The organism is Promicromonospora panici, assembly GCF_900608595.1.
Classification (GTDB): domain Bacteria; phylum Actinomycetota; class Actinomycetes; order Actinomycetales; family Cellulomonadaceae; genus Promicromonospora; species Promicromonospora panici.
The window spans coordinates 106,789-130,800 of sequence record NZ_UWYY01000002.1 but is presented as its reverse complement, the minus strand read 5'-3'; the positions used below and the strand labels follow the sequence as shown (position 1 = coordinate 130,800).

19 protein-coding genes are annotated in these 24,012 nt (G+C 72.6%); 13 read left to right on the top strand and 6 right to left on the bottom strand.

Annotated elements, in window-relative coordinates:
• Positions 1–25: 25 nt before the first annotated feature.
• Positions 26–2,281, bottom strand: coding sequence for a HelD family protein (locus tag EW117_RS02440; RefSeq protein WP_129783318.1), 2,256 nt, complete (start codon positions 2,279–2,281; stop codon positions 26–28).
• 121 nt (positions 2,282–2,402) lie between these two features.
• Between EW117_RS02440 and EW117_RS02435 the strand changes: the two genes are divergently transcribed.
• From EW117_RS02435 to EW117_RS02415, 5 genes are all read left to right on the top strand, one after another.
• The gene (locus EW117_RS02435) at positions 2,403–3,782 is read left to right on the top strand and encodes a PP2C family protein-serine/threonine phosphatase (RefSeq protein WP_242504040.1); all 1,380 of its coding nucleotides are present in this window, start codon (positions 2,403–2,405) and stop codon (positions 3,780–3,782) included.
• A complete protein-coding gene (locus EW117_RS02430; protein ID WP_165362417.1) occupies positions 3,779–5,428 on the top strand; it encodes a sensor histidine kinase in 1,650 nt (549 codons plus the stop codon). Before EW117_RS02435 ends, EW117_RS02430 begins: the two co-directional genes overlap by 4 nt.
• 94 nt (positions 5,429–5,522) lie before the next feature.
• Positions 5,523–5,942, top strand: coding sequence for a response regulator (locus EW117_RS02425; RefSeq protein ID WP_129783750.1), 420 nt, complete (start codon positions 5,523–5,525; stop codon positions 5,940–5,942).
• Between the two features lie 133 nt (positions 5,943–6,075).
• Entirely contained in the window at positions 6,076–7,005 is a 930-nt protein-coding gene (locus EW117_RS02420; RefSeq protein WP_207211724.1) for a proteasome assembly chaperone family protein, read from the top strand.
• A gap of 345 nt (positions 7,006–7,350) precedes the next feature.
• Positions 7,351–7,554 carry a cold-shock protein gene (locus EW117_RS02415; RefSeq protein ID WP_020016705.1) on the top strand — a complete coding sequence of 68 codons (204 nt, stop codon included), beginning with the start codon at positions 7,351–7,353 and terminating at the stop codon, positions 7,552–7,554.
• 164 nt (positions 7,555–7,718) lie between these two features.
• On the opposite strand, the gene EW117_RS02410 is transcribed toward EW117_RS02415, so the two are convergent.
• Positions 7,719–8,654: a spermidine synthase gene (locus EW117_RS02410; RefSeq protein WP_129783316.1), complete on the bottom strand. Its 936-nt coding sequence runs from the start codon at positions 8,652–8,654 to the stop codon at positions 7,719–7,721.
• Positions 8,655–8,824: 170 nt separating this feature from the next.
• Between EW117_RS02410 and EW117_RS02405 the strand changes: the two genes are divergently transcribed.
• The 3 genes from EW117_RS02405 (at position 8,825) to EW117_RS02395 (ending at position 11,162) form a co-directional block, all read left to right on the top strand.
• Complete coding sequence (locus EW117_RS02405; RefSeq protein WP_242504039.1) at positions 8,825–9,301, top strand: SAV_6107 family HEPN domain-containing protein; 477 nt, start codon at positions 8,825–8,827, stop codon at positions 9,299–9,301.
• Positions 9,302–9,385: 84 nt separating this feature from the next.
• Positions 9,386–10,627: a DNA polymerase IV gene (locus EW117_RS02400; protein WP_129783312.1), complete on the top strand. Its 1,242-nt coding sequence runs from the start codon at positions 9,386–9,388 to the stop codon at positions 10,625–10,627.
• Between the two features lie 106 nt (positions 10,628–10,733).
• On the top strand, positions 10,734–11,162 hold the full coding sequence (locus EW117_RS02395; protein WP_129783310.1) for a DUF3040 domain-containing protein: 429 nt from the start codon (positions 10,734–10,736) through the stop codon (positions 11,160–11,162).
• 154 nt (positions 11,163–11,316) lie between these two features.
• Here EW117_RS02395 and EW117_RS02390 read toward each other — a convergent pair whose 3' ends face one another.
• From EW117_RS02390 to EW117_RS02380, 3 genes are read right to left on the bottom strand one after another with little or no spacing between them, the layout of a single operon-like run.
• Entirely contained in the window at positions 11,317–13,608 is a 2,292-nt protein-coding gene (locus EW117_RS02390) for a transglutaminase TgpA family protein (RefSeq protein WP_129783308.1), read from the bottom strand.
• Complete coding sequence (locus EW117_RS02385) at positions 13,605–14,918, bottom strand: DUF58 domain-containing protein (RefSeq protein ID WP_129783306.1); 1,314 nt, start codon at positions 14,916–14,918, stop codon at positions 13,605–13,607. The genes EW117_RS02390 and EW117_RS02385 overlap by 4 nt, the downstream gene beginning before the upstream one ends.
• Before the next feature lie 20 nt (positions 14,919–14,938).
• Positions 14,939–15,988, bottom strand: a complete 1,050-nt coding sequence (locus EW117_RS02380) for an AAA family ATPase (protein WP_129783304.1) — start codon at positions 15,986–15,988, stop codon at positions 14,939–14,941.
• Between the two features lie 399 nt (positions 15,989–16,387).
• Between EW117_RS02380 and mraZ the strand changes: the two genes are divergently transcribed.
• The 4 genes from mraZ to EW117_RS02360 all read left to right on the top strand — a co-directional run bounded on the left by mraZ (position 16,388) and on the right by EW117_RS02360 (position 20,634).
• On the top strand, positions 16,388–16,858 hold the full coding sequence (mraZ, locus tag EW117_RS02375; RefSeq protein WP_129783302.1) for a division/cell wall cluster transcriptional repressor MraZ: 471 nt from the start codon (positions 16,388–16,390) through the stop codon (positions 16,856–16,858).
• Positions 16,859–17,066: 208 nt separating this feature from the next.
• Positions 17,067–18,110 carry a 16S rRNA (cytosine(1402)-N(4))-methyltransferase RsmH gene (rsmH, locus tag EW117_RS02370; RefSeq protein WP_129783299.1) on the top strand — a complete coding sequence of 348 codons (1,044 nt, stop codon included), beginning with the start codon at positions 17,067–17,069 and terminating at the stop codon, positions 18,108–18,110.
• A complete protein-coding gene (gene ftsL / locus EW117_RS02365; RefSeq protein ID WP_129783297.1) occupies positions 18,107–18,532 on the top strand; it encodes a cell division protein FtsL in 426 nt (141 codons plus the stop codon). Before rsmH ends, ftsL begins: the two co-directional genes overlap by 4 nt.
• A complete protein-coding gene (locus tag EW117_RS02360; RefSeq protein ID WP_129783295.1) occupies positions 18,529–20,634 on the top strand; it encodes a peptidoglycan D,D-transpeptidase FtsI family protein in 2,106 nt (701 codons plus the stop codon). Before ftsL ends, EW117_RS02360 begins: the two co-directional genes overlap by 4 nt.
• Positions 20,635–20,670: 36 nt before the next feature.
• On the opposite strand, the gene EW117_RS02355 is transcribed toward EW117_RS02360, so the two are convergent.
• Complete coding sequence (locus EW117_RS02355) at positions 20,671–21,318, bottom strand: TetR/AcrR family transcriptional regulator (RefSeq protein WP_129783293.1); 648 nt, start codon at positions 21,316–21,318, stop codon at positions 20,671–20,673.
• A gap of 90 nt (positions 21,319–21,408) precedes the next feature.
• Between EW117_RS02355 and EW117_RS02350 the strand changes: the two genes are divergently transcribed.
• Entirely contained in the window at positions 21,409–23,991 is a 2,583-nt protein-coding gene (locus EW117_RS02350; protein WP_129783291.1) for a beta-d-glucosidase, read from the top strand.
• Positions 23,992–24,012 lie beyond the last annotated feature (21 nt).

The window sequence follows — 24,012 nt, the reverse complement described above, 5'->3', positions numbered from 1 at the left end:
ACGGTCACGCTCACAACCAAGGCGGTCAAAAGCCTTCCGGGAGGCCTCTCGAGTGCACTACCACCAGGCGCTGCGTCGGACGGGTCATCGCGACGTAGAGGTCGCTCGTCCCGCCGGCGCCCTCGGCGACAGCGGCCGGCTCCACCAGCACGACGGCGTCGAACTCCAGCCCCTTGGTCTGGCGCGGCGCGAGCACCGTCACCTGGGCGTCCTCCGGACGCTGCGCCGCCAGGCGGGCCGCCTCCGCGGCGCCGACCGCGTCGGGCAGGGCGACGGCGATCGCCTCGGCCAGCCGCGCGACGTCGTCGGCCGGTGCCACGACGGCGACCCGGCCGGCGTCGGGCCCGACCAGCTCCTTGACGAGGCCGAGGGCCTCGGTGACCACCACGCCGTCGTCCGTCCGGCCGTCCGGACCCGGCTCGGTGCGGACGGCGGTGAGGGAGCCCTCGACGTCGCGCGCGGCGCGCAGGTCGGAGACGGGCAGGGCGGCGGCCCGCGCGACCCGTTGCGCCGTGTCGGCGACCGTGGACGGCGTGCGGTAGGAGACCGTGAGCTCTGCCAGCCGCCAGCCGTCGCGCAGCAGCGGGGTGAGCATCCGGTCCCAGCTGCGCGCCCCCGCGGCCGAGGACGTCTGGGCGACGTCGCCGACGATCGTCATCGACCGGGTCGGGACCCGGCGCACCAGGGCGCGCCAGGCCATGGGGGAGAGCTCCTGCGCCTCGTCGACCACCACGTGGCCGTACGTCCAGGCGCGGTCGCCCGCCGCGCGCTCCGCCGTCGTCAGGGTCGGGCCGGACGCGGCGAACCGGGCGGCCAGGGTCTCGGCGTCGACCAGGCCGTCGCCGGCACCCGTCGTGGACAGCACGTTGCGCGCGTACTCGATCTCGCGGGCCTGCTCGGCCTCGCGGTTGCGGGCCTCGGCCAGGGCCACCGAGTCGTCCTCGCCGAGCAGCTCGTACGCCTCGTCGAGAATCGGCACGTCGGACTCCGTCCACGGCGCGCCCGGCTCCCGGAACAGCAGGCGCCGCTCGCGCGCGGTCAGCTCCGGCGCGGCCTCGGCCAGCCGGTGCGGCTTGGCGTACAGGTCGGTGACCAGCTTCTCGGGCGTGATCGGCAGCCAGGCGAGGTTGAGCGCCACGCGGACGGCGCGGTCCGACCGCAGGTCCTCGAACACCGAGGCGCGGTCCTCGCCCGACAGCGAGTCGCCCGTGAAGTCGCGGTACTGGTCGGTGAGGCGGTCGAGCATGTCGCGCACGAACACGCCGCGCGCCAGGTTGTGTGGCTTGTGCGTGCGGCGGGCGCGCGCTATCGCGTCGCCGACGTCGCGGGGCCGAATCACGAAGTCGTGCCCCTCGACCCGCACGGGGACCTCCTGCTGCGGCACGCGCTCCCGCGCGCGCACCGCCCGCCGGATGACCTTGCGCCACAGGAGCAGCCCCTTGAGCCGGGCCACCTGCCCCTCGTCGACGGCGGTCGCCCGGATGCCGGGGATGAGGTCGCCGACCGTCGTGGACACGACGCCGGTCTCGCCCAGCGAGGGCAGCACCTGGTCGATGTACCGCAGGAACGCGCTGGACGGGCCCACCACGAGCACGCCGGATCGCTCCAGCAGACGCCGGTGCGCGTACAGCAGGTATGCGGCGCGGTGCAGCGCCACCGCCGTCTTGCCCGTTCCGGGGCCACCCTGGACCACCAGCGCCCCGGTCAGGTCGGAGCGGATGATGCGGTCCTGCTCGGCCTGGATCGTCGCGACGATGTCGGTCATCCGGCCGGTGCGGCCCTGGGCCATCGCCGCGAGCAGCGCGCCCTCGCCGGACAGCGCGTCGGCGTCGATCTCCGCGTCGAGGTCGAGCACCTCGTCCTCCAGGCCGGTCACCGAGCGCCCCTTGGTGACCAGGTGGCGACGCCGGTGGACGTCGCCGGGGTGCAGCGCCGTGGCCCGGTAGAAGGCCTCGGCGGCCGGCGCGCGCCAGTCGGTCAGCATCGAGCGGTGCTCGGCGTCCGTCAGGCCGATGCGCCCGACGTACCGTGTGGCGCCGTCGGACAGGTCGAGGCGGCCGAAGACCAGCCGGTCCTCGACGGCGTCGAGCTGCGCGGCCCGGTCCTCGTAGAGCGTGGCGAACGCGTCGCGCTCGCTGCGGTTCTGGTGCGTGCCCTGAGCGCCCGCGAGCCGCACGTCCCGCAGGCGGTCCGCGGTCGTGCCGCGCAGAGTGTCCAACCGGACGTACATCGTGTCGACGACTGCCTGCTCGTGGGCGAGCTCGCCCGCGATTCCCGTCACGCCCTACCTCCGTGGTTCACCAGCGAAAAAGCCTAGGTCGCAATCAACCGGCCGACCATTATCGCGCACCTCTCGGCCTGTCCGCTGACACGGCGTCATCTCGCTGGATAGGATCGCCGCCATGGCACTGGGCGGGGCGGGTACTGCGGGGCCCGGAGGTGGGCCCGGATCCGAGGCGCGCCCGTCCTGGATCGACGGTCCGATCTCGGTCCTCCTCGTCGAGGACGACGACGCCGACGCGTTCCTGGTGAGCGAGCTGCTCGCCGACGCCGACGTGGAGGCCGATCTCCGCGCTGACCTGCACCGGGCCCGGTCCGTCGACGAGGCCCTCGGGATCCTGTCGATGGTCTCGGTGGACTGCCTGCTGCTCGACCTGGGCCTGCCCGACGCCGAGGGGCTGGGCGCCCTGCGCCGCATCATCGACGGTGTCGAGGTGCTGCCGGTGCAGCCCGCCGTCGTCGTGCTGACCGGCAACACGGCGCACGACCTGGGTGCCGCCGCCGTCGCCAACGGGGCCGACGACTACCTCGTCAAGGGCGACGTGGACGGCGACGCGCTGGCACGCTGCCTCCGGTACGCGACGCTGCGACGGCGGTCCGCTGCCCAGCAGATCGCGCTGTTCCGCAGCGAGGTGCGCGCCGCCGAGACCGCCCGGCTGGAGCGGGCGCTCCTGCCCAAGGAGCTGGTCACCGACGAGCGGGTATCCGTGATGGTGGGCTACCTGCCCGGGGGCAACGGCCTGCTGGGCGGCGACTTCTTCGACACGGTGGAGCGTCCGGACGGCACGCTCGTCACGGTCATCGGCGACGTCGCGGGCCACGGCCCGGACGAGGCGGCGCTCGGCGCGGCCATGCGGACGGCGTGGCGCACCCTCGTGCTGGCGGACACGCCGGCCGACGACGTCCTGCCGCTGCTGGAGCGGGTCCTCCTGGCGGAGCGCGGCCGGCCCGAGGTGTTCGTCACGATCTGCCAGGCGGTGATCTCGCCGGACCGCCGGCGCATGGACGTCTACCTCGCCGGGCACCTGCCGCCGCTGCTCGTGGTGCCCCAGGTCTCGGCGGAGGCGGCGGTGCTGGTCACGCACCACTGCGAGGAGCTGTCGTCGGCCCGCCGCGGTCGCGCGCTCGGCATCCCTGTGGACGGCGGCTGGACGGCGCACACCGTCGAGCTGCCGGAGGTGTGGACGGCGGTGCTCTACACGGACGGGCTGGTGGAGGCGGCGGTCGGCGCCGACCCGAAGGGCACGCCGGTCCTCGCCAGCGCCCACGGGCGGATGCCGCGCCTCGGCGCGCACGGCCTGCGCAGCGTCGTGGAGCGCGAGATGGACCAGGGCACCGACGAGGTCGTGACCCGGGTGCTGCGCCGCGTGCGCGAGCTGCACGGCGGCCCCCTGGTCGACGACGCGGCGCTCCTCTTCGTCGGCTGGGCCGGCGCCGGCGCGACAGGTCCCGCTGAACGGACCTCGACCCTGGCCGACTCGGTGGAGTGGTCGCGGGCATGACGCTCGTGCCCGACGAGCACCGGTTCACCGGTGTGTCCATGCGTCGCCGGCTCGCCAGGCTGCTCGGCGCGGTGGCCGCCATGCTCGTGATCGCGCTGGCGGTGGCGATCCTCGCCCTGGTCCAGTCGCGCGGCCTCGACGCCCGGGCCGACGGCCCGTACTACCGCGCGCTGGTCGACGGCGAGCGCGCGTCGCTCGCGCTGGGCGACGCCGAGGCGTCGCTGCGTGCCTACCGGGCCACGTGCGACCCGGCCGCGCTCGAGCCATGGACGCGTGCGGTGGGGTCGAGTGGCCGCATCATGCTCCTGGCCGACGTCGAGCGGCGCGCGCTGGACGCCGACGCCGAGGTGGCGCTGGCCTACGAGGACGCGATGCGCCGCACGGACGCCTGGTTCGACCAGTACGCCGAACCCGTGGTCGCCGCCGTCGAGGCGGCGCCCGCCGGCCAGATCGCCTGCCGGATGGAGCTGCTCAGCACGGCTCCGCCGTCCGCCGAGGGCGACCGGTTGTACGAGAGCGCGCGCTCCGCCGTCGTGCACTACCTGGCGGAGCTGAGCGCGCAGCGCGACGAGATAGTGGCCACCCGTACCGTCTGGGAACAGCTCCTGCTGGGCGCGGTCGCGACGCTCGTCCTGGTCGTCGTGCTCATGGGCACCATGATGTGGCTGGCCCTGGAGGGCTGGGTGATCCGGCCGCTGACCGAGCTGACCGCCGCCGTGCGGGTGGTGAGCAGCGGTGGCATCCGCCGGGAGATCCGGCCCGTGGGCGCGGGCGAGGTTGCGCTCCTCGCCATGCACGTCGAGAACATGCGCCGCGACCTGGTGCACCAGGTGGAGGAGATCAGGCTCTCGCACCAGGAGGTCGAGAACGCGCACGGCCTGCTCAGCGAGCAGGCGCGCGAGCTGGAGCGGTCCAACCGCGACCTGGAGCAGTTCGCCTACGTGGCCTCGCACGACCTGCAGGAGCCCTTGCGCAAGGTCGCGAGCTTCACGCAGCTCCTGCAGAAGCGCTACGGCGGATCCCTCGACGATCGCGCCGACCAGTACATCGAGTTCGCCGTCGACGGCGCCAAACGCATGCAGCGGCTCATCCAGGACCTGCTGAGCTTCTCCCGGGTGGGTCGGACCGGCGTGGCGCGCGAGGACGTCGACCTCGAGGGCGTGCTGACGGCCGCGCTCTCGGAGCTGTCCGAACGGGTGCGCGAGACGGGCGCCGAGATCGTGCACGACCCGATGCCGGTCGTGCACGGTGAGCGTGCGCTGCTGCAGCAGCTCTTCGTGAACCTGGTGGGCAACTCGCTGAAGTTCCGCCACCCCGAACGGCCGCCCATGGTGCGCATCGAGGTGCGGAGCATGCGCGCGCACTGGGAGATCTCGGTCGTGGACAACGGCATCGGCATCGACGCCCAGTACGCGGAGCGGGTCTTCGTCATCTTCCAGCGGCTGCACTCGCGTGAGCAGTACGCGGGCACCGGCATCGGCCTGTCGCTGGTCAAACGCATAGTGGAGTACCACAAGGGCCGGATCTGGATCGAGCCGGCGGCCGGGGGCGGCACCATCGTGCGGTTCACGCTGGCCCGGCGCCAGGGGCAGCCGGCCGGGGGGCGCCTTTCGACCGAACGGGCGCAGTCGACTACGCTCGGATGAGGCGGCCTGACCAGGGCCGACGGCGGATCGCGACGAAGGGGTCCGCCGCTGCGGAATCCAGCGGACAGGTACGGGCGTGAGCGGTCATAACGTGATGGAGATCCTCCTGGTGGAGGACGACCCGGGCGACGTCCTGATGACCCGGGAGGCGTTCGAGGATCACCGCGTTCCCAACAACGTGTCGGTCGTCGGCGACGGCGTCAGCGCGCTGGAGTTCTTGCGCAAGCAGGGGCAGTACGCGAAGGCACCGACACCGGACCTGGTGCTGCTGGATCTCAACCTGCCCAAGATGGACGGCATGGAGGTGCTCGCCGTCGCGAAGGGCGACCCCATGCTGCGGCACATCCCGGTGGTGGTGCTCACCACGTCGGACGCCCAGGAGGACGTCGTGGGCTCCTACTCGCTGCACGCGAACGCCTACGTGACCAAGCCCGTGGACTTCGACCGCTTCATCGACGTGGTGCGGCAGATCGACGACTTCTTCGTCTCCGTGGTCCGGCTGCCCGGCCGGTAGGAGCCGGGTCGGTAGAGTTCCCGCGACGCTGAGGGCGTAACGGGAAGACTCCTGGCCGTCATGGCGTTGGACCTGAGCAGACACTCGGTAGTGCCGGGTGATCGGGAACACTCCGACGAGCGAGGGAGCGCACGTGCTTGACCCCCAGGGCATCTACGACGTCGACGAGGCAGCGGTCGGGCGCACGCTGGGTCGCAGCGTGCCCGGCAGCACCGACGGGCCCGTCCTGCTGCACGCCGTCCGCGGATTCGTGGACGCGGGCAGCGCCGGCGACATCGCCGTCGAGCACCTCATCGACGAGTTCCGGGTCGAGCGCCTGGTGACGTTCGACGTCGACCAGCTGCTCGACTACCGCTCCAAGCGAGCGACCATGATCTTCGACTCGGACCGCTGGGCGGACTACCAGGCGCCCTACCTGGCGATCGACCACCTGACGGACGCCGAGGGCACCGGCTTCCTGCTGCTGCACGGCGCGGAGCCGGACCTGCAGTGGGAGCGCGTCGTGGCCGGGCTCATCCAGCTGGTCGAACGGTTCGGCGTCAGCCTCGTGGTGGGCATCCAGGGCATCCCGATGGGGCTGCCGCACACCCGCCCGCTGTCCCTGACGGCGCACGCCACGCGGCCCGGCCTGGTCGACGACTACACGTCCTGGTTCGGCAGCGTGAAGGTGCCGGGCTCGCTGGCCGCGCTGTTCGAGTACCGGCTGGGCGAGGCGGGGCACGACGCGCTGGGCTTCACCGTCCACGTGCCGCACTACCTCTCGCAGTCGCAGTACCCGCCGGCGACGGTGGTGGCGCTGAACCACACCGAGCGGGCGACGGGTCTCGACCTGGCGGTCCCGGCGCTGGAGGAGGCCGCCACCGACGCGAAGATCGAGGTGGAGAAGCAGGTCGCCGAGTCGGCCGAGATCGCCGCCGTCGTGAAGGCGCTGGAGGAGCAGTACGACGCCTTCGCACGGTCCATCGGCCGGCCGAGCCTGCTCGCCGACACCACGCCGATCCCCAGCGCGGACGAGCTGGGCGCGGAGTTCGAGCGGTTCCTCGCTCAGCAGAACGGCGACTGACTCAGGCCTGTCTCATGCGGCGCGCGTCCTGGTCACGGGGCGCGCGCCGCGGGCTTTTCCGCGGGCCTGGGCCGCACAGCGGCGGCCCGAGCCGGAAGCTGAGGCGCACACCGTGACCTGCGCGGACCCGCCCGGACCGGACATCCCCGGCCCGGTGTGTCATATCTGCGGCAGAAATGTGCCTGTTCCGTGGCACATCTGAGTGGTACGTGCCACACTGGCGCTCGTTGCAGTGACGTACCAAGGCCACGTCCGCCGTGTCGTGAGCAAGACGGGAAAGCATTGCGGCACGGGGGCGGGCAACGGGCCCGCCGTCGGATCCCGGACGGAAGGTCGAAGGACAGCATGGCGCAGGGTTCTGTGAAGTGGTTCAACGCGGAGAAGGGGTACGGGTTCATCGCCCAGGACGGCGGCGGCGCCGACGTCTTCGTGCACTACTCCGCGATCCAGTCCAACGGGTACCGGTCTCTCGAGGAGGCCCAGCGGGTCGAGTTCGAGATCACGCAGGGCCCCAAGGGTCCGCAGGCGGAAGCAGTCGTGCCGCTCTGAGGTAGCTCGTGAGAAGGGCCGTCCTCCTTCGGGAGGGCGGCCTTTTTCGTGCCCGCGCCCCTCTGGCGCCGAAGTAGAACTCTGGCGAAGTAGAACTGTGGCGAAGTAGAACTGTGGCGAAGTAGAACCTGAGCGCGAAGCCACAGTCCTACTTCGCCACAGTTCTACTTCGGCGCGTCCGGGGCTGGGGTCTCCAGCGGCGCCGCGGTGCCGGCGAACGCCGCGGCGTCCTCGCCCGCGAGGAGGGTGGCGGGCACCGCGAGCGTGCGCAGGGCGCGCCCCAGGCGGGCGTCCCGCAGGTCGGGCTGCCCGACGGCGGCGTCGTGCCCCATGGGGGCTCCTGTGGCGCCCTGAGGGGTGTCCCGCGGGTCTTCCGGCCCGTCGCCCCGCTGATCGTCCGCCGGGGCCTCCTCGGGGGCATCCTCGGGCAGCTCACGGACGGCCGCGAGGACCAGGTTTCCGTAGCGACGGCCCTTCAGGATCGCGGGCTCGGCGACGGCGGCGAGCCTGCCCGCCGCCGCGGCGCCCGGCCCGAAAGCCTGCGCCAGGCTCGCGACCTCGCGCCGCGCCGTGGCCAGCGGCGGCTTGTCGGCACAGTTCACCAGCAGGATGCCGCCGGGGCGGAGCACGCGGCGGGCCTCGGCGGCGAACCCGGTGCCCACGAGGTGCGCGGGTGTGCGGTCGCCGGCGAAGACGTCCCGGACCACCACGTCGTAGGACGCGTCGCGCGCGGACGCCAGCGTGCGCCCGGCGTCGTCGGCGCGCAGCCGGAGCAGCGGCGAGCGCGGCAGGGCGAACCACTCGCGGACCAGCTCGAGGAGCCGGGCGTCCAGGTCGACGCCGAGCTGGCGGGAGCCGGGCCGCTCGTGCTCCACGTGCCTGGCGAAGGCGCTGCCGGCCGCGCCGAGGTGCAGTACTCGGAGCGGTCCGGGCGGCAGGAGGGCCACGAAGGCGGCCATCTGCTGCATGTACTCGAAGTCGAGGAACCCGGGGTCGGCGAGGTCGAGGCTGGAGCTCGGCACGCCGTTGACGTGCAGCGTCACTCGCTGCGGGAAGTCCGGGTCGCGAACCACCTCTGCGGTGCCGGTGCTGATCGGCACGGGACCGACGGGCAGCTCAGCGGGGAGTGTCAGTGGTGCGGAGGAGGATGGGCGGCGTCGGGCGGAACGGCGGGCCATGAGGACAGTCTCTCCCGGGGCCTGCGGTTCGCTTGACAGGATAGAACGTATGTTCGATAGTGTCGCACAAGGGGTTCGATCGGAGGTTCGAGATGGGCACCATGCATTCTCAGGGCGCGCGTGACGTGGTCTCAGCGCGCATGCTCGTGCCGCGCGCCGTCCCGCCGGGTGTCAGCGCTCTGCTGCGCAAGGCGGACGCCGAGCTGGCCGAGGCGGCGCGGTCGGCCGATCCGGGGGACCGGTTCGTGCACGCGCATCTCGCGGCGATCCGCTCTGCGGCTGCCGTGGTGGCGCTGCGCGGGCGTCCGTCGGCGCGTTCGGGCGCACGCACCGTGTGGGACATGCTCGCGCACGCGGAGCCGGACCTGGCAGCCTGGTCCGGGTACTTCGCGGCCGGCGCGCCCCTGCGGGCCGCGGTCGATGCGGGCCGCCCGGAGCAGGTGGAGCCCGCGCGGGCGGACGAGCTGCTCGCCTGCGCCGAGGATTTCCGGGACGAGGTGGCGATGCTCGTTGACCCGGACGCGGGGTTCTCGGCGCAGCGACTGACGCTGGTGCCCGAGGCGTCGTGACCGGCGTCCGCGCGGCTGGGGCGAGGGGTGCCTCGGCCGCGTGACACCCGCAGTACCGAACAACAGCAAGAACGGAGCACGTTCGTGAGCAAGGGGCCGCGGTCAGCGGCGGCGAGACGGGACTGGGGGTCGGACGAGTCCGGCTGCTCGGTGCTGCACCTGGACATGGACGCGTTCTTCGCGTCCTGCGAGCTGGCCCGGCGGCCGGAGCTGCGCGGCCTGCCGGTGATCGTCGGCGGGCAGGAGCGGGGGGTGGTGCTGGCGGCCACCTACGAGGCGCGTGCGTTCGGCGTGCGGTCCGCGATGCCGATGACGCGGGCGCGCCTGCTGTGTCCGCAGGCCACCGTGATCCGGCCCGACCACGACCTGTACCGCGACGTGTCCCGGTCGGTCATGGGCATGCTCCAGGAGGTCACGCCGCTCGTGGAGCAGATCAGCGTGGACGAGGCGTTCCTGGACGTGAGCGGCGCCCGACGGCGGCTGGGCCCGCCGACGGCGATCGGGGCCGAGCTGCGCCGCCGGATCGAGGACGAGCACGGGGTGACGGCGTCGGTCGGTATCGCGCGGAACAAGTTCGTGGCGAAGCTGGCCTCGACCCACTCCAAGCCCGACGGGCTGATGCTGGTACCGGTCCAGGCCACCGTGGACTTTCTGCACACGCTGCCCGTCGGAGCCCTGTGGGGCGTGGGGGAGAAGACGGAGAAGTCGCTCGCCGCGTGGGGCATCACCACGGTCGCGGAGCTCGCGCACACCGACCTGGCGAGCCTGCAGACCGCCGTCGGGCGGGTCAGCGGCGCCCACCTGCACGATCTCGCCTGGGGCCGCGACCCGCGCCCCGTGGTGCCCGAGCACCGTGAGCACAGCATCGGTGCTGAGACAACCTTCGGCACGGACCAGGACGACACCATGGCGGTGAGCCGGCGAGTGCTGGAGCTGTCCGACCGGGTGGCGGCCCGGATGCGGCTTCAGGGCGTGATGGCGCGGACGGTGTCGGTGAAGGTGCGTTCCAGCGACTTCGTCACGTTCACCCGATCGCGAACACTGGAGGACTCGACCGACGTAGCACGGGACATCTATCTCGTGGCTCGCGACCTCGTCGCGGGCGTCGATCTGGGTGGCCTGCCGGTGCGGCTGGTGGGTGTGCGGGCCGAAAATCTCCAGCAACGAGACGGATCCGTGCAGCAGCCGACGCTCGAGGAGTCGGTCGATCCGCGCTCCGGGGCGCAGCGGGAGGCGGAACTGGCGCTCGACGCGGTGCGGGAGAAGTTTGGAAAAACGGCGATCGACCTGGGTGTACATCACAAGAACAGCACGCATCATTACTGATCTGCCCCTATAGTCGCTGGTATGCCCGGGATGTCGACTACCAACGACGGCCGGGTCGTCCTATCCTGGAAGGGACACTGTTCCTTTGCGAGATCCGGGGGTCTCGATGCCTCTGTCCGAGTACGAGCAGCGGGTGCTGGAGCAGATGGAGCGTGCTCTGACGTCAGACGACCCGCGGCTGGCGAATACGCTCCAGTCCACGGGCCGTGGTAACGCGCTCCGATATGTGCTGTCCGGGGCCGGCGTTGTCGTCGGTCTGCTCCTTCTTGTCGTCGGTGCGGCGACATCGCGCACCTGGCTCGGGGCCATCGGCTTCGTGCTGATGTTCGCGGGCGTGGTCTTCGCGTTCCTCGGACCGCGCAAGAAGCAGCAGGAGGGTCCGGTCGGCGTCGTCGGAGAAGACGGCACGGTCCAACCGCCACAGGGAAAAGCAGGTAAGCCCCGCAAGCGGCAGGGTGGGGGCGGTCGCTCAGGCGGCTTCCTCGCCCGTCTCGAAGAGCGCTGGGAGAACCGGCGTAATCAGGGCGGTCGCTAGCCGACCGGCCTTCTCCTGATGGTCCCTGACGGGACCATCAGGACATGTGCGTGACAGGCACAGCTTGTGTGACTGGCACAGCACACGACAGGAGCCGGGCCCCACCTGGGGCCCGGCTCCTGTCTATCCCGACCCCAGCACTCAACGAGGCCGGTCAGGGCTTGCGGGTGAGCACCTCGGTCAGCTCGGCGGTCACCGTCGAGGTGAGCTCCTCCAGCTCCGCGGTCGTGGGGGACACCGGGCGGCGGGCATAACGCTCCTCCTCGGCGGCGTCGGCCAGGGCGGCGAGGCGTTCGGCGACGTCGTCGGGCAGGGGTGTGCCCGTACGTGTGCGCACCTCGTCCGCGATGAACTCCGGCGCGCGGCGCAGGGTGACCGACGGGCCCAGCCGCACGTCCTGCTCGGCGAGCAGCGCCAGGACGCGGGACCAGGCCCGCTCCGGGTCGAGCACCTCCGCCTCCGTGCGCCGTCGCATCAGCAGCCATGCGGCGCCGCCGAGCACACAGAGGGCGACGATGACCGCCACCACCCAGGCCCATCCGGGTAGCGTCCGGTCGGACACCTCGTTGCCGGTCGAGCTGTTCGCCGTGGCCCCCGGGTCAGTCTGCTGGGGAGCCTGGGTCGGCTGCCGCGTGGGGACCTCGTTGGCCCGGGAGGGCGTGGGGAAGGAACTCGGGGCGCTGCCGATGCCCGGGTTCGCGTACGAGGGCAGCGGGCCCGTCTGGACCTGCGGCGTCGGCTCGAATCGGACCCAGCCCACGGTCGGGAAGTAGATCTCGGGCCAGGCGTGCGAGTCCTGGCCGGTGACCCGGAAACCGTCCTGTCCGTCGGGCCTGCCGGGCAGCCAGCCGATGCCGATGCGGGCGGGGATGCCGAGGCTGCGGGCCATGACCATCATCGACAGGGCGTACTGCGTGCAGTACCCCTCCTTGTTCTCCAGGAATTCCCAGACGGTGTCGGACGAGCCCCGGTAGTCGGCGTCCGGGTTGTACACGAACCCCTGACCCGCCCGCAGGTGGTTCTGCAGTGCGACGGCCGCGTCGAACCGGGTGGGAGCTTCGCCGGCGATCTCGCGGGCGTAGGCGGCGATGTCGTCCTGGTGCTCGGTCTCCGGTACCTGGGTGTAGCCGGACGACCGGGGGTCGCCTGAGGCCGGCACAGCCCGCAGGAGGTCGGGAGTGAGGCGACGGTCGATGATCTCGACGCTGTACGTGTCTCCGGGCTCCGTGCCCTCGGATCCGCGCACCTCGTCGCGCAGGGCGTCGTAGGCCCAGTCGCCGCCGACGTCGATCGAACGTGGCTCGAGCGGCAGCGGCAGCTCGGGACCGGTGAGCTGCCCGATCTCGATGTCCATCCGGCGGCCCTCGCCGACAGCGCCCTCACCGTCGGGCGCCAGGATCGTCGACGAGTCGAAGTCCGTCATACCGCCGCTGGGCACGTTCCGGTTCGTCTGGACGCCGTCGAACGCCGTGAGGGTCATGACGCGCAGCGGGCCGGCCGGGTCGCCGTCCGCCATCGTGTAGGTGAGGACGGTGCTGCTGGAGCGGGCGCTCAGGGGCTGGCGCATGTCGAGCTCGGACGACAGCTCGACCGTGTCGGACGGCGTCGAGATGAGCTGGGTCCAGGTTCCCGCCAGCGCGGGCAGCGTGGCCATACCGGTCGCGACGCCGAGCGACGCCGTCGCGACCGCAACGGCGGTACCCGCGGTGATCCAGGAGCGGAAGCGTTGCGCACGGCGGACCGCCGCCGAGTCCGACTCGCGGTGCCGGCCGGGCGTGACACCCACCGGATCGACCGTGAGCAGCAGGAGCATGGCGGTGACGCTGATGACGAAGACGGGCCACGGGATCTCGCCGATGAGCGTGAGCGGCGGCGTCCACAGGAGCAGCAGCGGCACCCCCGCGAACCCGGGCATCCGGGCGCCCGCGAGGGAGTCCACCACGAGGAACACCAGCAGCGTGCCGCCCACGGCGACCATGCTGATGGCCTCGTCCGGCCCGACCGGCGCTACCTGCGTGCTCATGGTCTCGGTGGCCTGGCGGAACCGTTCGAGGACCTGGTCGAAGGCGTCCGGGCCCACGAACGGCTCGAAGCGCTGGCCCGGGCCGCCGTAGCGGGCGAGGACGAACCAGAAGGCGACCACGGCGCCCGCCGCCGTCGCGACGAACGAGGCGCTGCCCGAGGCGCGGTCGGCTGCCCGGTCGGCGCTCACGCCGTGGCCCGCCGCCCGGCGGGCGGCCGCACGGTCGACGGCGGCGCGGAGCAGCAGGTACCGCACGACGCAGCTGGTGGCCGACACGAGGATGACGCCGGTGGTGCCGGCGGTGAGCCACGGTCCGGGGTCGATGACGAGGGTCAGCGCGTGCATGGACGCGATGACGGCGATGACCACCAGCACGGCCGAGGCGACGGTGCGGACGAGCGGTCCGCGGTGGGCGAGGATCACAGTGCACGCTCCGCGAGCAGGGCCCAGGCACGTTCCGGGTCGGTGCGGGACTCCGTGGTGCTGACGTGCCAGCTGGAGGCGCGGAGCTCGGCGAAGGTCTCGTCGAGCTCGTGCTGGAAGCCGGTCCCGCGGGGGGCCACCAGGAGGGCCCAGCACGTGCCCTCCGCGCCCAGGGCCGCGAGGCTGTGCCGGGCGTCCGGGTCGTGCGGGCCGAGCACGGCGATGACGATCTCACCAGGGGTGCGGGCCAGCCGGAGCGCCCGGGCCGTGGTGCTCGTCGCGTGATGCCCCTCGGCGGCGCCACGGTGCCCGCGGATGTCGACGCAGGCGTCGAGCAGTGCGGACCGGCTCGCGCGGGTGGTCGCGAACCGCACGCTCTCGAGGGTGGGAGCCACGCTGGTCGGCAGCAGGCGCGTCGGGTGCCCGGCCTCGAGGAACGACGTGGCTATCGAAGCCGCGAGCTCGACCGCCCACTCGCCGTCGTCGACGGCCGCGGGGCGGCGCAGGCCACCGGCGTCCTGCCAGTGCGGCAGCAGCGAGCGGTCCAGCAGGACCGTGACGGGGCGCACGCCCGCGCTCTCGTCGGCGCGGACCATGAGCTGGCCCCGCCGGGCGGCGCTCGCCCAGTGGACACGGCGCGGGTCGTCGCCCGCGACGTACTCGCGCAGCACGGAGTCGTCGCTCGACTGCAGGCGCGCGCCGGTGGCCGAGTGGTCGACGTCGCCCACCGACCGCGTGCGGACGGCGAGCTCGACGGTGCGCGGCCACACGGGCACGTGCGTAGCGGCGCCCAGCGGCTGGGTGGCGCGGACCAGGCCGAACACGTCGGTCCGGGTGGTCAGCAGCGGGCCGAGCGACCATCGGCCGCGCCGCGTCGGGGTCAGCGAGTAGTGCACGGTGATCCGGTCTGCCCGCGCCGAGACGCGCGCCCGGATGCCCTGGTGGCCGGCGAGCTCGTGGGCCGCCTGTTCGGACAGCCGCAGCCGGGACAGGCGTTCGTACGCGGCGCCGCTGGGCTGGTGGGCGGCGACCAGGAGGCTGACGTCCGCCGTCCGGTCGCGGACCACCGGGTTCGGAGCCACGGCCCGCGTCACGCGCAGGGCGCCGCGCCCGGACTCGAGCCGCTGGGTCCCGATGGCCACCCAGGCCACCGCCACCACGAGCAGAGCCGCCGCACCCAGCCCGACGAGGTCGGGCAGGGTGAGCGCGAGCCCGAGCGGCACCAACGTGCCGCCCAGGCAGACGGCTCCGATGCCACGGGGCGTCAGCCGGACCCGGCTGATCCGTGCGAGCGTGTCACGCCACCTCATGTGCTCGTCGCCCTGGCCGCTCAGTACTGGCGCCGGTCGGCGGGCTCGAGCGCCGGGACGGGCGTGCGCTGCACGATCTCGTCCACGAGGGTCTCGGGGGTGACGCCGCTGAGCCGGGCCTCGGTCGTGAGGATCAGGCGGTGGGCCAGGACGGGCCGGGCGAGCCGCTGGATGTCGTCGGGCAGCACGTGGTCGCGGCCCGCCATGGCCGCTATCGCCTTCGCGGCGCGCAGGAGCTGCAGCGACGCGCGGGGCGAGGCGCCCAACCGCAGGCCGGGGTGCTCGCGCGTCGCGCCGACCAGCCCCACCACGTACCGCTTGACCGACGACGACGCGTACAGCGAGCGCGCCAGCTGCGAGAACCGCAGCATCGACTGCCCGTCGGTGACGGCCTTCAGGTGCGCCAGCGGAGTGCTCGCCTCCTGCCGGTCGAGCATGAGGATCTCGGCGTCCGTGTCCGGGTACCCCACGGTGATGCGGGCCATGAACCGGTCCCGCTGCGCCTCAGGCAGCGGGTAGGTGCCCTCCATCTCCACCGGGTTCTGCGTGGCGACCACGAGGAACGGCTTGGGGAGCTGGTGGGTGGTGCCGTCGACCGTGGTCTGGCCCTCCTCCATGCACTCCAGCAGAGCGGACTGCGTCTTGGGGGACGCGCGGTTGATCTCGTCGCCGATCACGATGTTGCTGAACACCGGACCGGGCCGGAACTCGAACTCGTGGCTGCCGGTGCGGAAGATGTTGACGCCGGTGAGGTCGCTGGGCAGCAGGTCGGGCGTGAACTGGATGCGGCCCACGTGACAGTCGATGCTGCGGGCGATCGCCTTGGCGAGCGTCGTCTTGCCGACACCGGGGACGTCCTCGACGAGCAGGTGGCCCTCGGCCAGCAGGACGGCGAGCGTGATGTCGGCCAGTCCAGGCCTGCCGGTCACCACCGACTCGACGGCTCCGCGGACCCGAGCCATCGTCTCCACCAGCTCGTCGAGCGCGCCGGGCCCGGGTACTGCCTGCGTTGCGGCCGTGCCGCCGAAGTGTGGTTCCGCGAGGCCAGGCGTGGCGGGTTCCGTGTGCACAGGGGGAGACCTCCATCAGGCCGGGTGAACAGGCCGGTATCTGGCGCGAGGACGCGCCGGGCGGAAGCCGGGCGGCTGGAGCTCGCCCGGCTGGTCCAGCGTAGTAGAGATGTAAAGCACTCTGTTGTGCACATCACGTGGTCTTCACAGGTCCGAGAAGGTGAATTGCCCGCCGGATCGGTCCCCGACCAGGGCCCAGGACCGTTGGGGGCGTGCGGCTGGCGGGTCGGCACTCCGACATTCCGCGGCACGCCGGACATGAATTCCCTCCACCCACTCTTTACCTCTTTGACCTGCGCATTGAGGGTCGGTGGGTAGTTCTCCCCATGGTTTTTCCGAGTGTGGTGGTGGAAAGTGGAGTAGCGTGGAGGATGCGGGAGCGAGAGGAGGTGTCGGCCCATGACTGCGATGGCAGAAGATTTCGCGGGTCTGGGTCTGCTCCTCGGCACGTACACCCCGAAGCTCGACGAGAAGGGACGCCTGATCCTTCCCGCCAAGTTCCGGGGGCGTCTGTCCAGTGGTCTGGTCATGACCAAAGGGCAGGAGCGGTGCCTCTTTCTTCTCCCGATGGACGAGTTCCAGCAGATCTATACGCAGATCCGGCAGGCGCCGGTGACGAGCAAGGCGGCACGGGACTACACGCGAAACTTCCTGGCGGGAGCGAGCGACGAAGTTCCGGACAAGCAGGGCCGGGTCTCCATCCCGACACACCTGCGCGAGTACGCCGGTCTGGACCGCGAAGTGGTCGTGATCGGGGTCGGTACCCGCGTGGAGGTGTGGGACGCACAGGCCTGGGCCACATATCAGGAGCAGACCGAACCCGACTACATCGATCAGGCCGAGGAGATCTTCCCTGGGCTGAGCTTCTAGGCAGGCTTCCAGGGCAGGCGAGGCAGGCGGCCGTACGGCCAGGCCTCCTCCCGCAGGATCCGGCGCACTTCCCCGCCGCCGGAACCATGCGGAGGGAGACCTGACCGGACGGCCGGCCCCGCAGGGCAAGCCGACACCGGCCTCTTCAGCAGGACAGCAGCAGAACACCAGCAGGACCGCAGGGCACGACGCAGGAGAGGAGACACCGATGAACGCGACCGACAACCGTCCGGGCACCAGCAGCGACGCCGCCGACCGCCACCTTCCGGTGCTGCTCCAGCGGTGCGTCGACCTGCTCGCGCCCGCGCTCGCCGAGCCCGGCTCGGTCCTCGTGGACTGCACGCTCGGGATGGGCGGCCACACGGAGGCCGTCCTGGAACAGATCCCGACAGCCCGCGTCATCGGCATCGACCGGGACCCGCAGGCGCTCGCCCTGGCGGGCGCCCGGCTGGCCCGGTTCGGTGACCGGTTCACGCCCGTCCACGCGGTGTACGACGAGATCGGCTCCGTCGTCGACGAGCACGCCGGCGGCTCCGTGCAGGGCGTGCTCATGGACCTCGGCGTGTCCTCGCTGCAGCTCGACGAGGCCGAGCGGGGCTTCGCGTACGCCCAGGACGCTCCGCTCGACATGCGTATGGACTCCACCCAGGAGCTGACGGCGGCCGACGTGCTCAACACGTACGACGAGCGCGACCTCGCGCGGATCCTGCGGGAGTACGGCGAGGAACGGTTCGCGAGCAGGATCGCGCGGGCCATCGTCCGCCGTCGGGCGGAACGGGAGTGGGACCGCAGCGGCGAGCTCGTCGACCTGCTGCGGGCCAGCATTCCCGCGGCCACGCGCAAGACGGGCGGTCATCCGGCCAAGCGCACGTTCCAGGCGCTGCGGATCGAGGTGAACGGCGAGCTCGAGGTCCTCGAGCGTGCCGTGCCCGCCGCGATCGAGGCGCTCGCGGTCGACGGCCGGATCGTCGTGGAGTCGTACCAGTCGCTGGAGGACCGGATCGTCAAGCGCGCCATCGCGCGGGGCACCACGTCGTCCGCACCGTCCGGGCTGCCCGTCGAGCCGGAGACGCACAGGCCCTATCTCGAGGCGCTCACCCGGGGCGCGGAGGAGGCCGACGCCGAGGAGCTGGAGCGCAACCCGCGCTCCGCGTCGGTCCGGCTGCGCGCCGCGCGGCGTCTGCGCCCCACACCCGAGCACCTGCTGAACCGCACCACCACGCACCACACCGCGAAGGAGGACCGCCGATGAGTGCCACGACCGCTGCGACGGCCCGCGCCCGTCCCGCCGAGCTGCCCCGCACCCGCCGGGCACCGCTGACCGCCATCTCGGGGGGTGCCGGCCAGCGCGGCCGCCGCCTGGACGTGGTCCGCGCGCCGCTGCACTCGAAGAGTCGGGTGCCGTTCCTGGTGCTGTGCGCCACCCTGATGATCGTGTCGCTCGTCGCGGTGCTGGTCCTGAACACCACGCTCGCGCGGGGTTCGTACGAGATGTCGCAGCTCCAGGGCGAGGTCGCGCAGACCGCTCAGGACGTCCAGGGGCTCCAGGAGGACCTGAGCGCGGCCCAGACGGACCTGCCGGCGAGGGCCCGCAGCCTCGGCATGGTGCCGGCGGAGAACCCCACGATGGTCAGTATCCGCACCGGCAAGGTGGTGAAGGGAACGGACCAGTGACCCGGCCGACGTCGGGTTCGGGCCGGCAGCGCACCCCGACGGGGCGCGCTGCCGGACCCCGTTCCGCGCAGGCGCGCACGGGTCAGTCGCGCGCGGCTCAGCCCAAGAAGCCCCAACCCAAGAAGTCCCAACCCAAGAAGTCCCAGTCCGGGAAGCCGCAGTCCAGGGCGGCCCAGCCCTCGAGGGCACAACCCAAGAAGGCCCAGCCGCAGCAGGCCCGGACGAGGAAAACTCAGCCCAAGAAGACCCAGCCGCGTGCGTCGAGCACGCGGCTGGGTTTCCAGGCGCCCGACGGGCCGCGCCCGGGTAAGGCGCAGCCCAGGCCCGCGCGCTCCCGGGTGGCGCGGCCGCTGCCGCCCCGGCCGGGACGCCCGGAGGTCCGCCAGCGCTGGCTCGTCGGGATCGCCGCGGTGGTGGTGCTGGTCTTCCTGGTGCGGCTCGTGCACGTGCAGCTCATCGAGGGGCCCGACCTCGCCGCGACGGCCGAGGCGCGACGCACCGCTACGGCCGTCACGCCGGCGCACCGCGGCGACATCACGGACGCCAACGGCGTCGTGCTGGCGACCTCGGTGGACCGGTACACGGTGATCGGCGACCCGGTGGCGATCAAGGACTTCCGCGGCACCAGCCGCGGGCTGGAGGACGGCGCCCTGGGTATCGCCCAGCTGCTCGCGCCGATCCTCGACGTGCCGAAGAACGAGCTCGCGGCCCAGCTCGTGGGCGAGTCCCGCTACGAGGTGCTCGCCAAGAACGTGGTGCCCGAGGTGCAGCGCGCCATCGCCGACCTGGAGATCCGCGCGTACGTCCGGACCGACCTCACCTCACGGCGCACCTACCCGTCGGGCACGGTCGCGGGCTCGCTGGTCGGCTTCGTGGACGACGAGCAGACCGGGCAGGGCGGTATCGAGGCGGCGTACGACGACCTGCTGTCGGGTACCGCCGGCTCGGACACGTACGAGCGCAGCCTCGACGGCCTGCGCATCCCGGCGGCCGGGCAGGAGTCCGTCCCGGCGGTGCCGGGCGACGACGTCCAGCTCTCGCTCGTGCACGACGTCCAGTGGAAGGCGCAGGACGCCGTCGACGAGGCCCAGCGGAGCACCGGCGCGGAGTACGGCATGGCGATCGTGCAGGACCTGAAGACGGGCGAGATCGTCGCGCTCGCCGACTCGGGCGCGGTCAACCCGAACGACCGGTCGACATCGGCCGTCGCGGGCGGCTCGCGTGCCGTGAAGGACGTCTTCGACCCCGGATCGACCGGCAAGGTGATCACGATGGCCGCGGCCCTGGAGGGCGGGCACTGGAACCCGAACAGCCGGTTCACGGTGCCCTACAGCTACACCACGCCGAACGGCCAGACGTTCCACGACTCGCACCAGCACCCGGTGCAGCGGCTCACCCTGACCGGGGTGCTGGCCCAGTCGTCGAACACGGGCACCGTGCAGGTCGGCGAGAAGATCCCGCTCGAGGAGCGGCAGGAGTACCTGGAGAAGTTCGGTTTCGGGCAGCCGACCGGCCTGGGCCTGCCGGGCGAGTCCGTGGGCCTGATGCCGCCCGCCGACGTCGCGGACTGGGACGGCCGCACGCAGTACACGGTGCTGTTCGGGCAGGGCCTGTCGGTCAACGCCATGCAGGCCACCAGCGTGTTCTCGACCGTGGCGAACGGCGGCGTGCGGATGACGCCCACGCTCTTCGAGGGCTCGACGAGCCCGGACGGCGAGACGACGCCGGCGCCGCGCGAGCCGGGGGAGCGGGTGATCTCGGAGGAGACCGCCGACACGCTCCTGGAGATGATGGAGGCGGTGACCGAGGACGGCGGTACGGGCACCAACGCCGCAGTGCCGGGCTACCGGGTGGCGGGCAAGACCGGTACCGCGCAGATGCCCGCCGGGAACGGCTGGACGTTCATGGCGTCGTTCATCGGCGTCGCCCCGGCCGACGACCCCCGCTACACCGTCGGCGTCTTCCTCAAGAGCCCGAGCAGCTCGATCTTCGGTGGTGACGTCGCGGCGCCGGTGTTCAGCGACATCATGGGGTTCACGCTGCAGAAGATGGACGTGCCGCCGAGCACGAAGGAGCACCGGCGGCTCAAGACCGAGTGGTAGCGCGGCCGGCCGGCCGAGCGCCGGCCCCCGCGCGGGTCAGGTGCTCGCGATCCGCACGGTGCTGCCCAGCGTCGCCGTCAGGATGGACTCGATAGCGAACCGGGTGGCTTCGGCGAGGTCGACGGCCTCCGGGTCGAGCAGCCACTGCAGCTGAAGGCCGTCCATGACGGCGATGACGGCGTTGGCGGCGCGCTCCGCCTCGCCGTCGGGCAGGGTGACGTCGCGCTCCCGCGCCACCTCACGCACCGCCTCCGCGATCTCGCCGCGCAGCACGGAGAACCGGTGCCCGACCCAGCTCGACGCCGGGTGGCCGTCCGTCACGGACTCTCCGGTGAGCACTGCGTAGGCCTGGACGATGCCGCGCCGGTCGGCGTTCAGCTGCGCCGTGGTGACCAGGTGCCGGAACAGGTCCATGCCGCCGGGGATGTGCTTGCCCTCCAGGTGCTGCACGTCCACCCGGTCGCGGTACTCGAGCACCTCCCACAGCAGCTTGTCCTTGCTGCCGAAGTGGTGCAGCACCCCGGCGTGGGTGATCCCGACCTGGGCGGCGACGTCGACCAGCGAGCCCTGGTGGTAGCCCTTCGAGCCGAACACCCGGGTGGCCGCGGCCAGGATCTCCTCCCGGCGGTGGGCGCGGGTGGGTCGTTTGGCCTTGGGGGCAGCCTGCTCGGTCGCTTCGGACATGCCCCAACGATACGCGGTGATGGGACTTACTAACCAGTAAGTAAGTGTGGTTGAATGCGGGCAGCCGTCCGGCGTTGAACGGAGAAACACTTGTCATCGCAGGCAATTACCACGCAGGCCATCGCCCCGGAGCCCGAGCTGCTCCGCCTCCTCGACGAACTGTCCGCCGAGGAGAAGGTGTCGCTCGTCGTGGGCGCCTCCATGTGGGCGACCACGGCGGTGCCCCGCCTCGGCCTGGAGCCGGTGGTGATGTCCGACGGCCCGGTCGGCGTGCGCGGCCCGGACGGCGGGACGTCGGCGATGTTCCCCGCGCCGTCCGCCCTGGCCGCCACGTGGGACCTGGTCCTGGCGGCGCGGTCGGGCGCGCTGTTCGCGGCCGAGGCCCGGCGCCACGGCGTCGACGTCGTTCTCGCCCCGCAGGTGAATCTGCAGCGCACACCCGTGGGCGGGAGGCACTTCGAGTGCTACTCCGAGGACCCGCACCTGACGGCCGAGATCGCCGTGGCGCTCGTGGGTGCCGCGCAGGCCCACGGCGTCGGGATGTGCGTCAAGCACTACGTGGCCAACGACTCCGAGACCGAGCGCACGCGCTACCTCGCGCGCCTCGACGAGCGGACGCTCCGCGAGGCCTACCTCGCGCCCTTCGAGCGGCTCGTTCGCGACGTCGGCCCGTGGTCCGTCATGGGCGCCTACAACGGCGCTGACACCGGCGGCGTCGCAGCCCCGCTCCTGGAGCACCGGCCGCTCGTGGTCGACCTCCTCAAGGAGGAGTGGGGCTACGACGGCCTGTTCGTCAGCGACTGGGTGGCCACGCAGTCCGTCGCCCCGGCCGTGCGCGGCGGGCTCGATCTGCAGATGCCCGGGCCTGACGGCGCGTGGGGCGACGGCCTGCTCGCCGCCGTCCGCTCCGGCGAGGTCGCCGAGCAGGACCTGGACGACAAGGTCCTCCGCCTCCTCCGCCTGGCAACCCGGACGGGCCGCCTCCCCCTCCGGGACGACACCCCCCTCGTTGCGGGCGCGAACATTGCGCCTATAACGGGGCAGGAACCAGCAACGATCGCGCCCACAACGACCTCGGCGGAGTTTCTGCGGGAGCTCGCCGCCCGGTCCGTCGTCGTGCTGAAGGACGACGCCGGGCTGGTGCCGCTCGTGCATGACCGCACCCGCCCGCTGCGCGTGGCGCTGCTCGGCCCCGCGGCTGTGGAGCCGTTCTTCCAGGGCGGCGGCTCGTCGTTCGTGCATCCCGACCGCCTCACCTACCCGGCCGACGAGCTGCGCGCGGCGCTGCCGCGGGGGTCCGAGGTGACGCTGCTCGCCGGTGCGCGCGCCCTGCACAACCCGCCGGAGCTCGACGTCGACCGGTGCGCCGACCCGGTCAGCGGCGAGCCCGGGCTGCACGTGACGCTGCTCGCCGCGGACGGCAGCACGCTCGAGGAGTACACCGCCCATGAGTGGACCGGCTGGTTGCACGACGTGCGGCCCGACGCCGACGCCGTCCGCGTGCGCACGCGGATCCGGCTCGACGAGCCGGGCGCGCACGAGCTGGGCGTCGGCACCGTCGGAGTGCACCGGGTGCGCGTCGACGACGTCCCAGTCACCGAAGGCCACACCCGCGTGGACGAGGACATCGTGCTCTCCTCGGGGCACAACCACCCGATCGCGGAGCTGGTCAGGGTGCGCGGCACCGCCGTCGTCGACGCGACGCTGCAGGTGGTGCATGCCGTGGGCTACGGGCACTTCGTGCGCGCGGCGCTGGTGCACCGGCTGCCCGGCCCGTCGGCCGCCGACGAGCTGGCGCGCGCGGTCGAGGCGGCCGCGGCCGCGGACGTCGCGATCGTGCTGGTCGGGACCACCGCCGAGGTCGAGTCCGAGGGCTACGACCGCCCCGACCTGGACCTGCCCGGGAACCAGGACGAGCTCGTGCGCCACGTCGCGGCCGCCAACCCGCGCACCGTCGTCGTCGTCAACGCCGGCGCGCCCGTGCTGCTGCCGTGGCTCGACGAGGTCCCCACCGTCCTGTGGGGCTGGTTGCCGGGCCAGGAGGCGGGCACGGCGCTCGCGGACGTGCTGACCGGTGTGACCGAGCCGTCGGGCCGCCTGCCGTGGACCCTGCCCGCCCGCTTCGAGGACGTCCCGGTGCCGCACGCGCGGCCGGTGGACGGCGTCGTCGACTACGCCGAGGGGACCGACGTCGGCTACCGGGCCTGGGAGCGCCGGCTCGCCTCGGGGTCGGACGAAGCCCCGGCGCCCGCCGCGCCCTTCGGGCACGGGCTGGGCTGGACGACCTGGGAGTACGAGGACGCCGTCCTCGCCCGGGGCGAGGCCCACGACGCGCCCGCGACCCTGACGGTCTACGTCACCGTCCGGAACACCGGGCGCCGCGCGGGCCGCGAGGTCGTGCAGGTGTACGTCGAGGCGCCCGACGGCGGCCCGGGCCGCCCTGTGCGGTGGCTCGGCGGCTTCGCGATCGCGGACGTCCCCGCGATGGGCAGCGCGACGGTCCGCGTAGCCGTCCCGGCCCGGGCGCTGCAGGTCTGGGACCCCCAGGCCAGGGGCTGGACCACGCCGCCGGGCACCTACCGGCTGCGCACCGGCAGGTCCGTCGCGGACCTGCGCCTGACCAACGAGCTGACCGTCGGGCCCGGGGACGATCCCGGCGCCGGGACCTGCTGAACAAGACCCCATCCGTCCCGC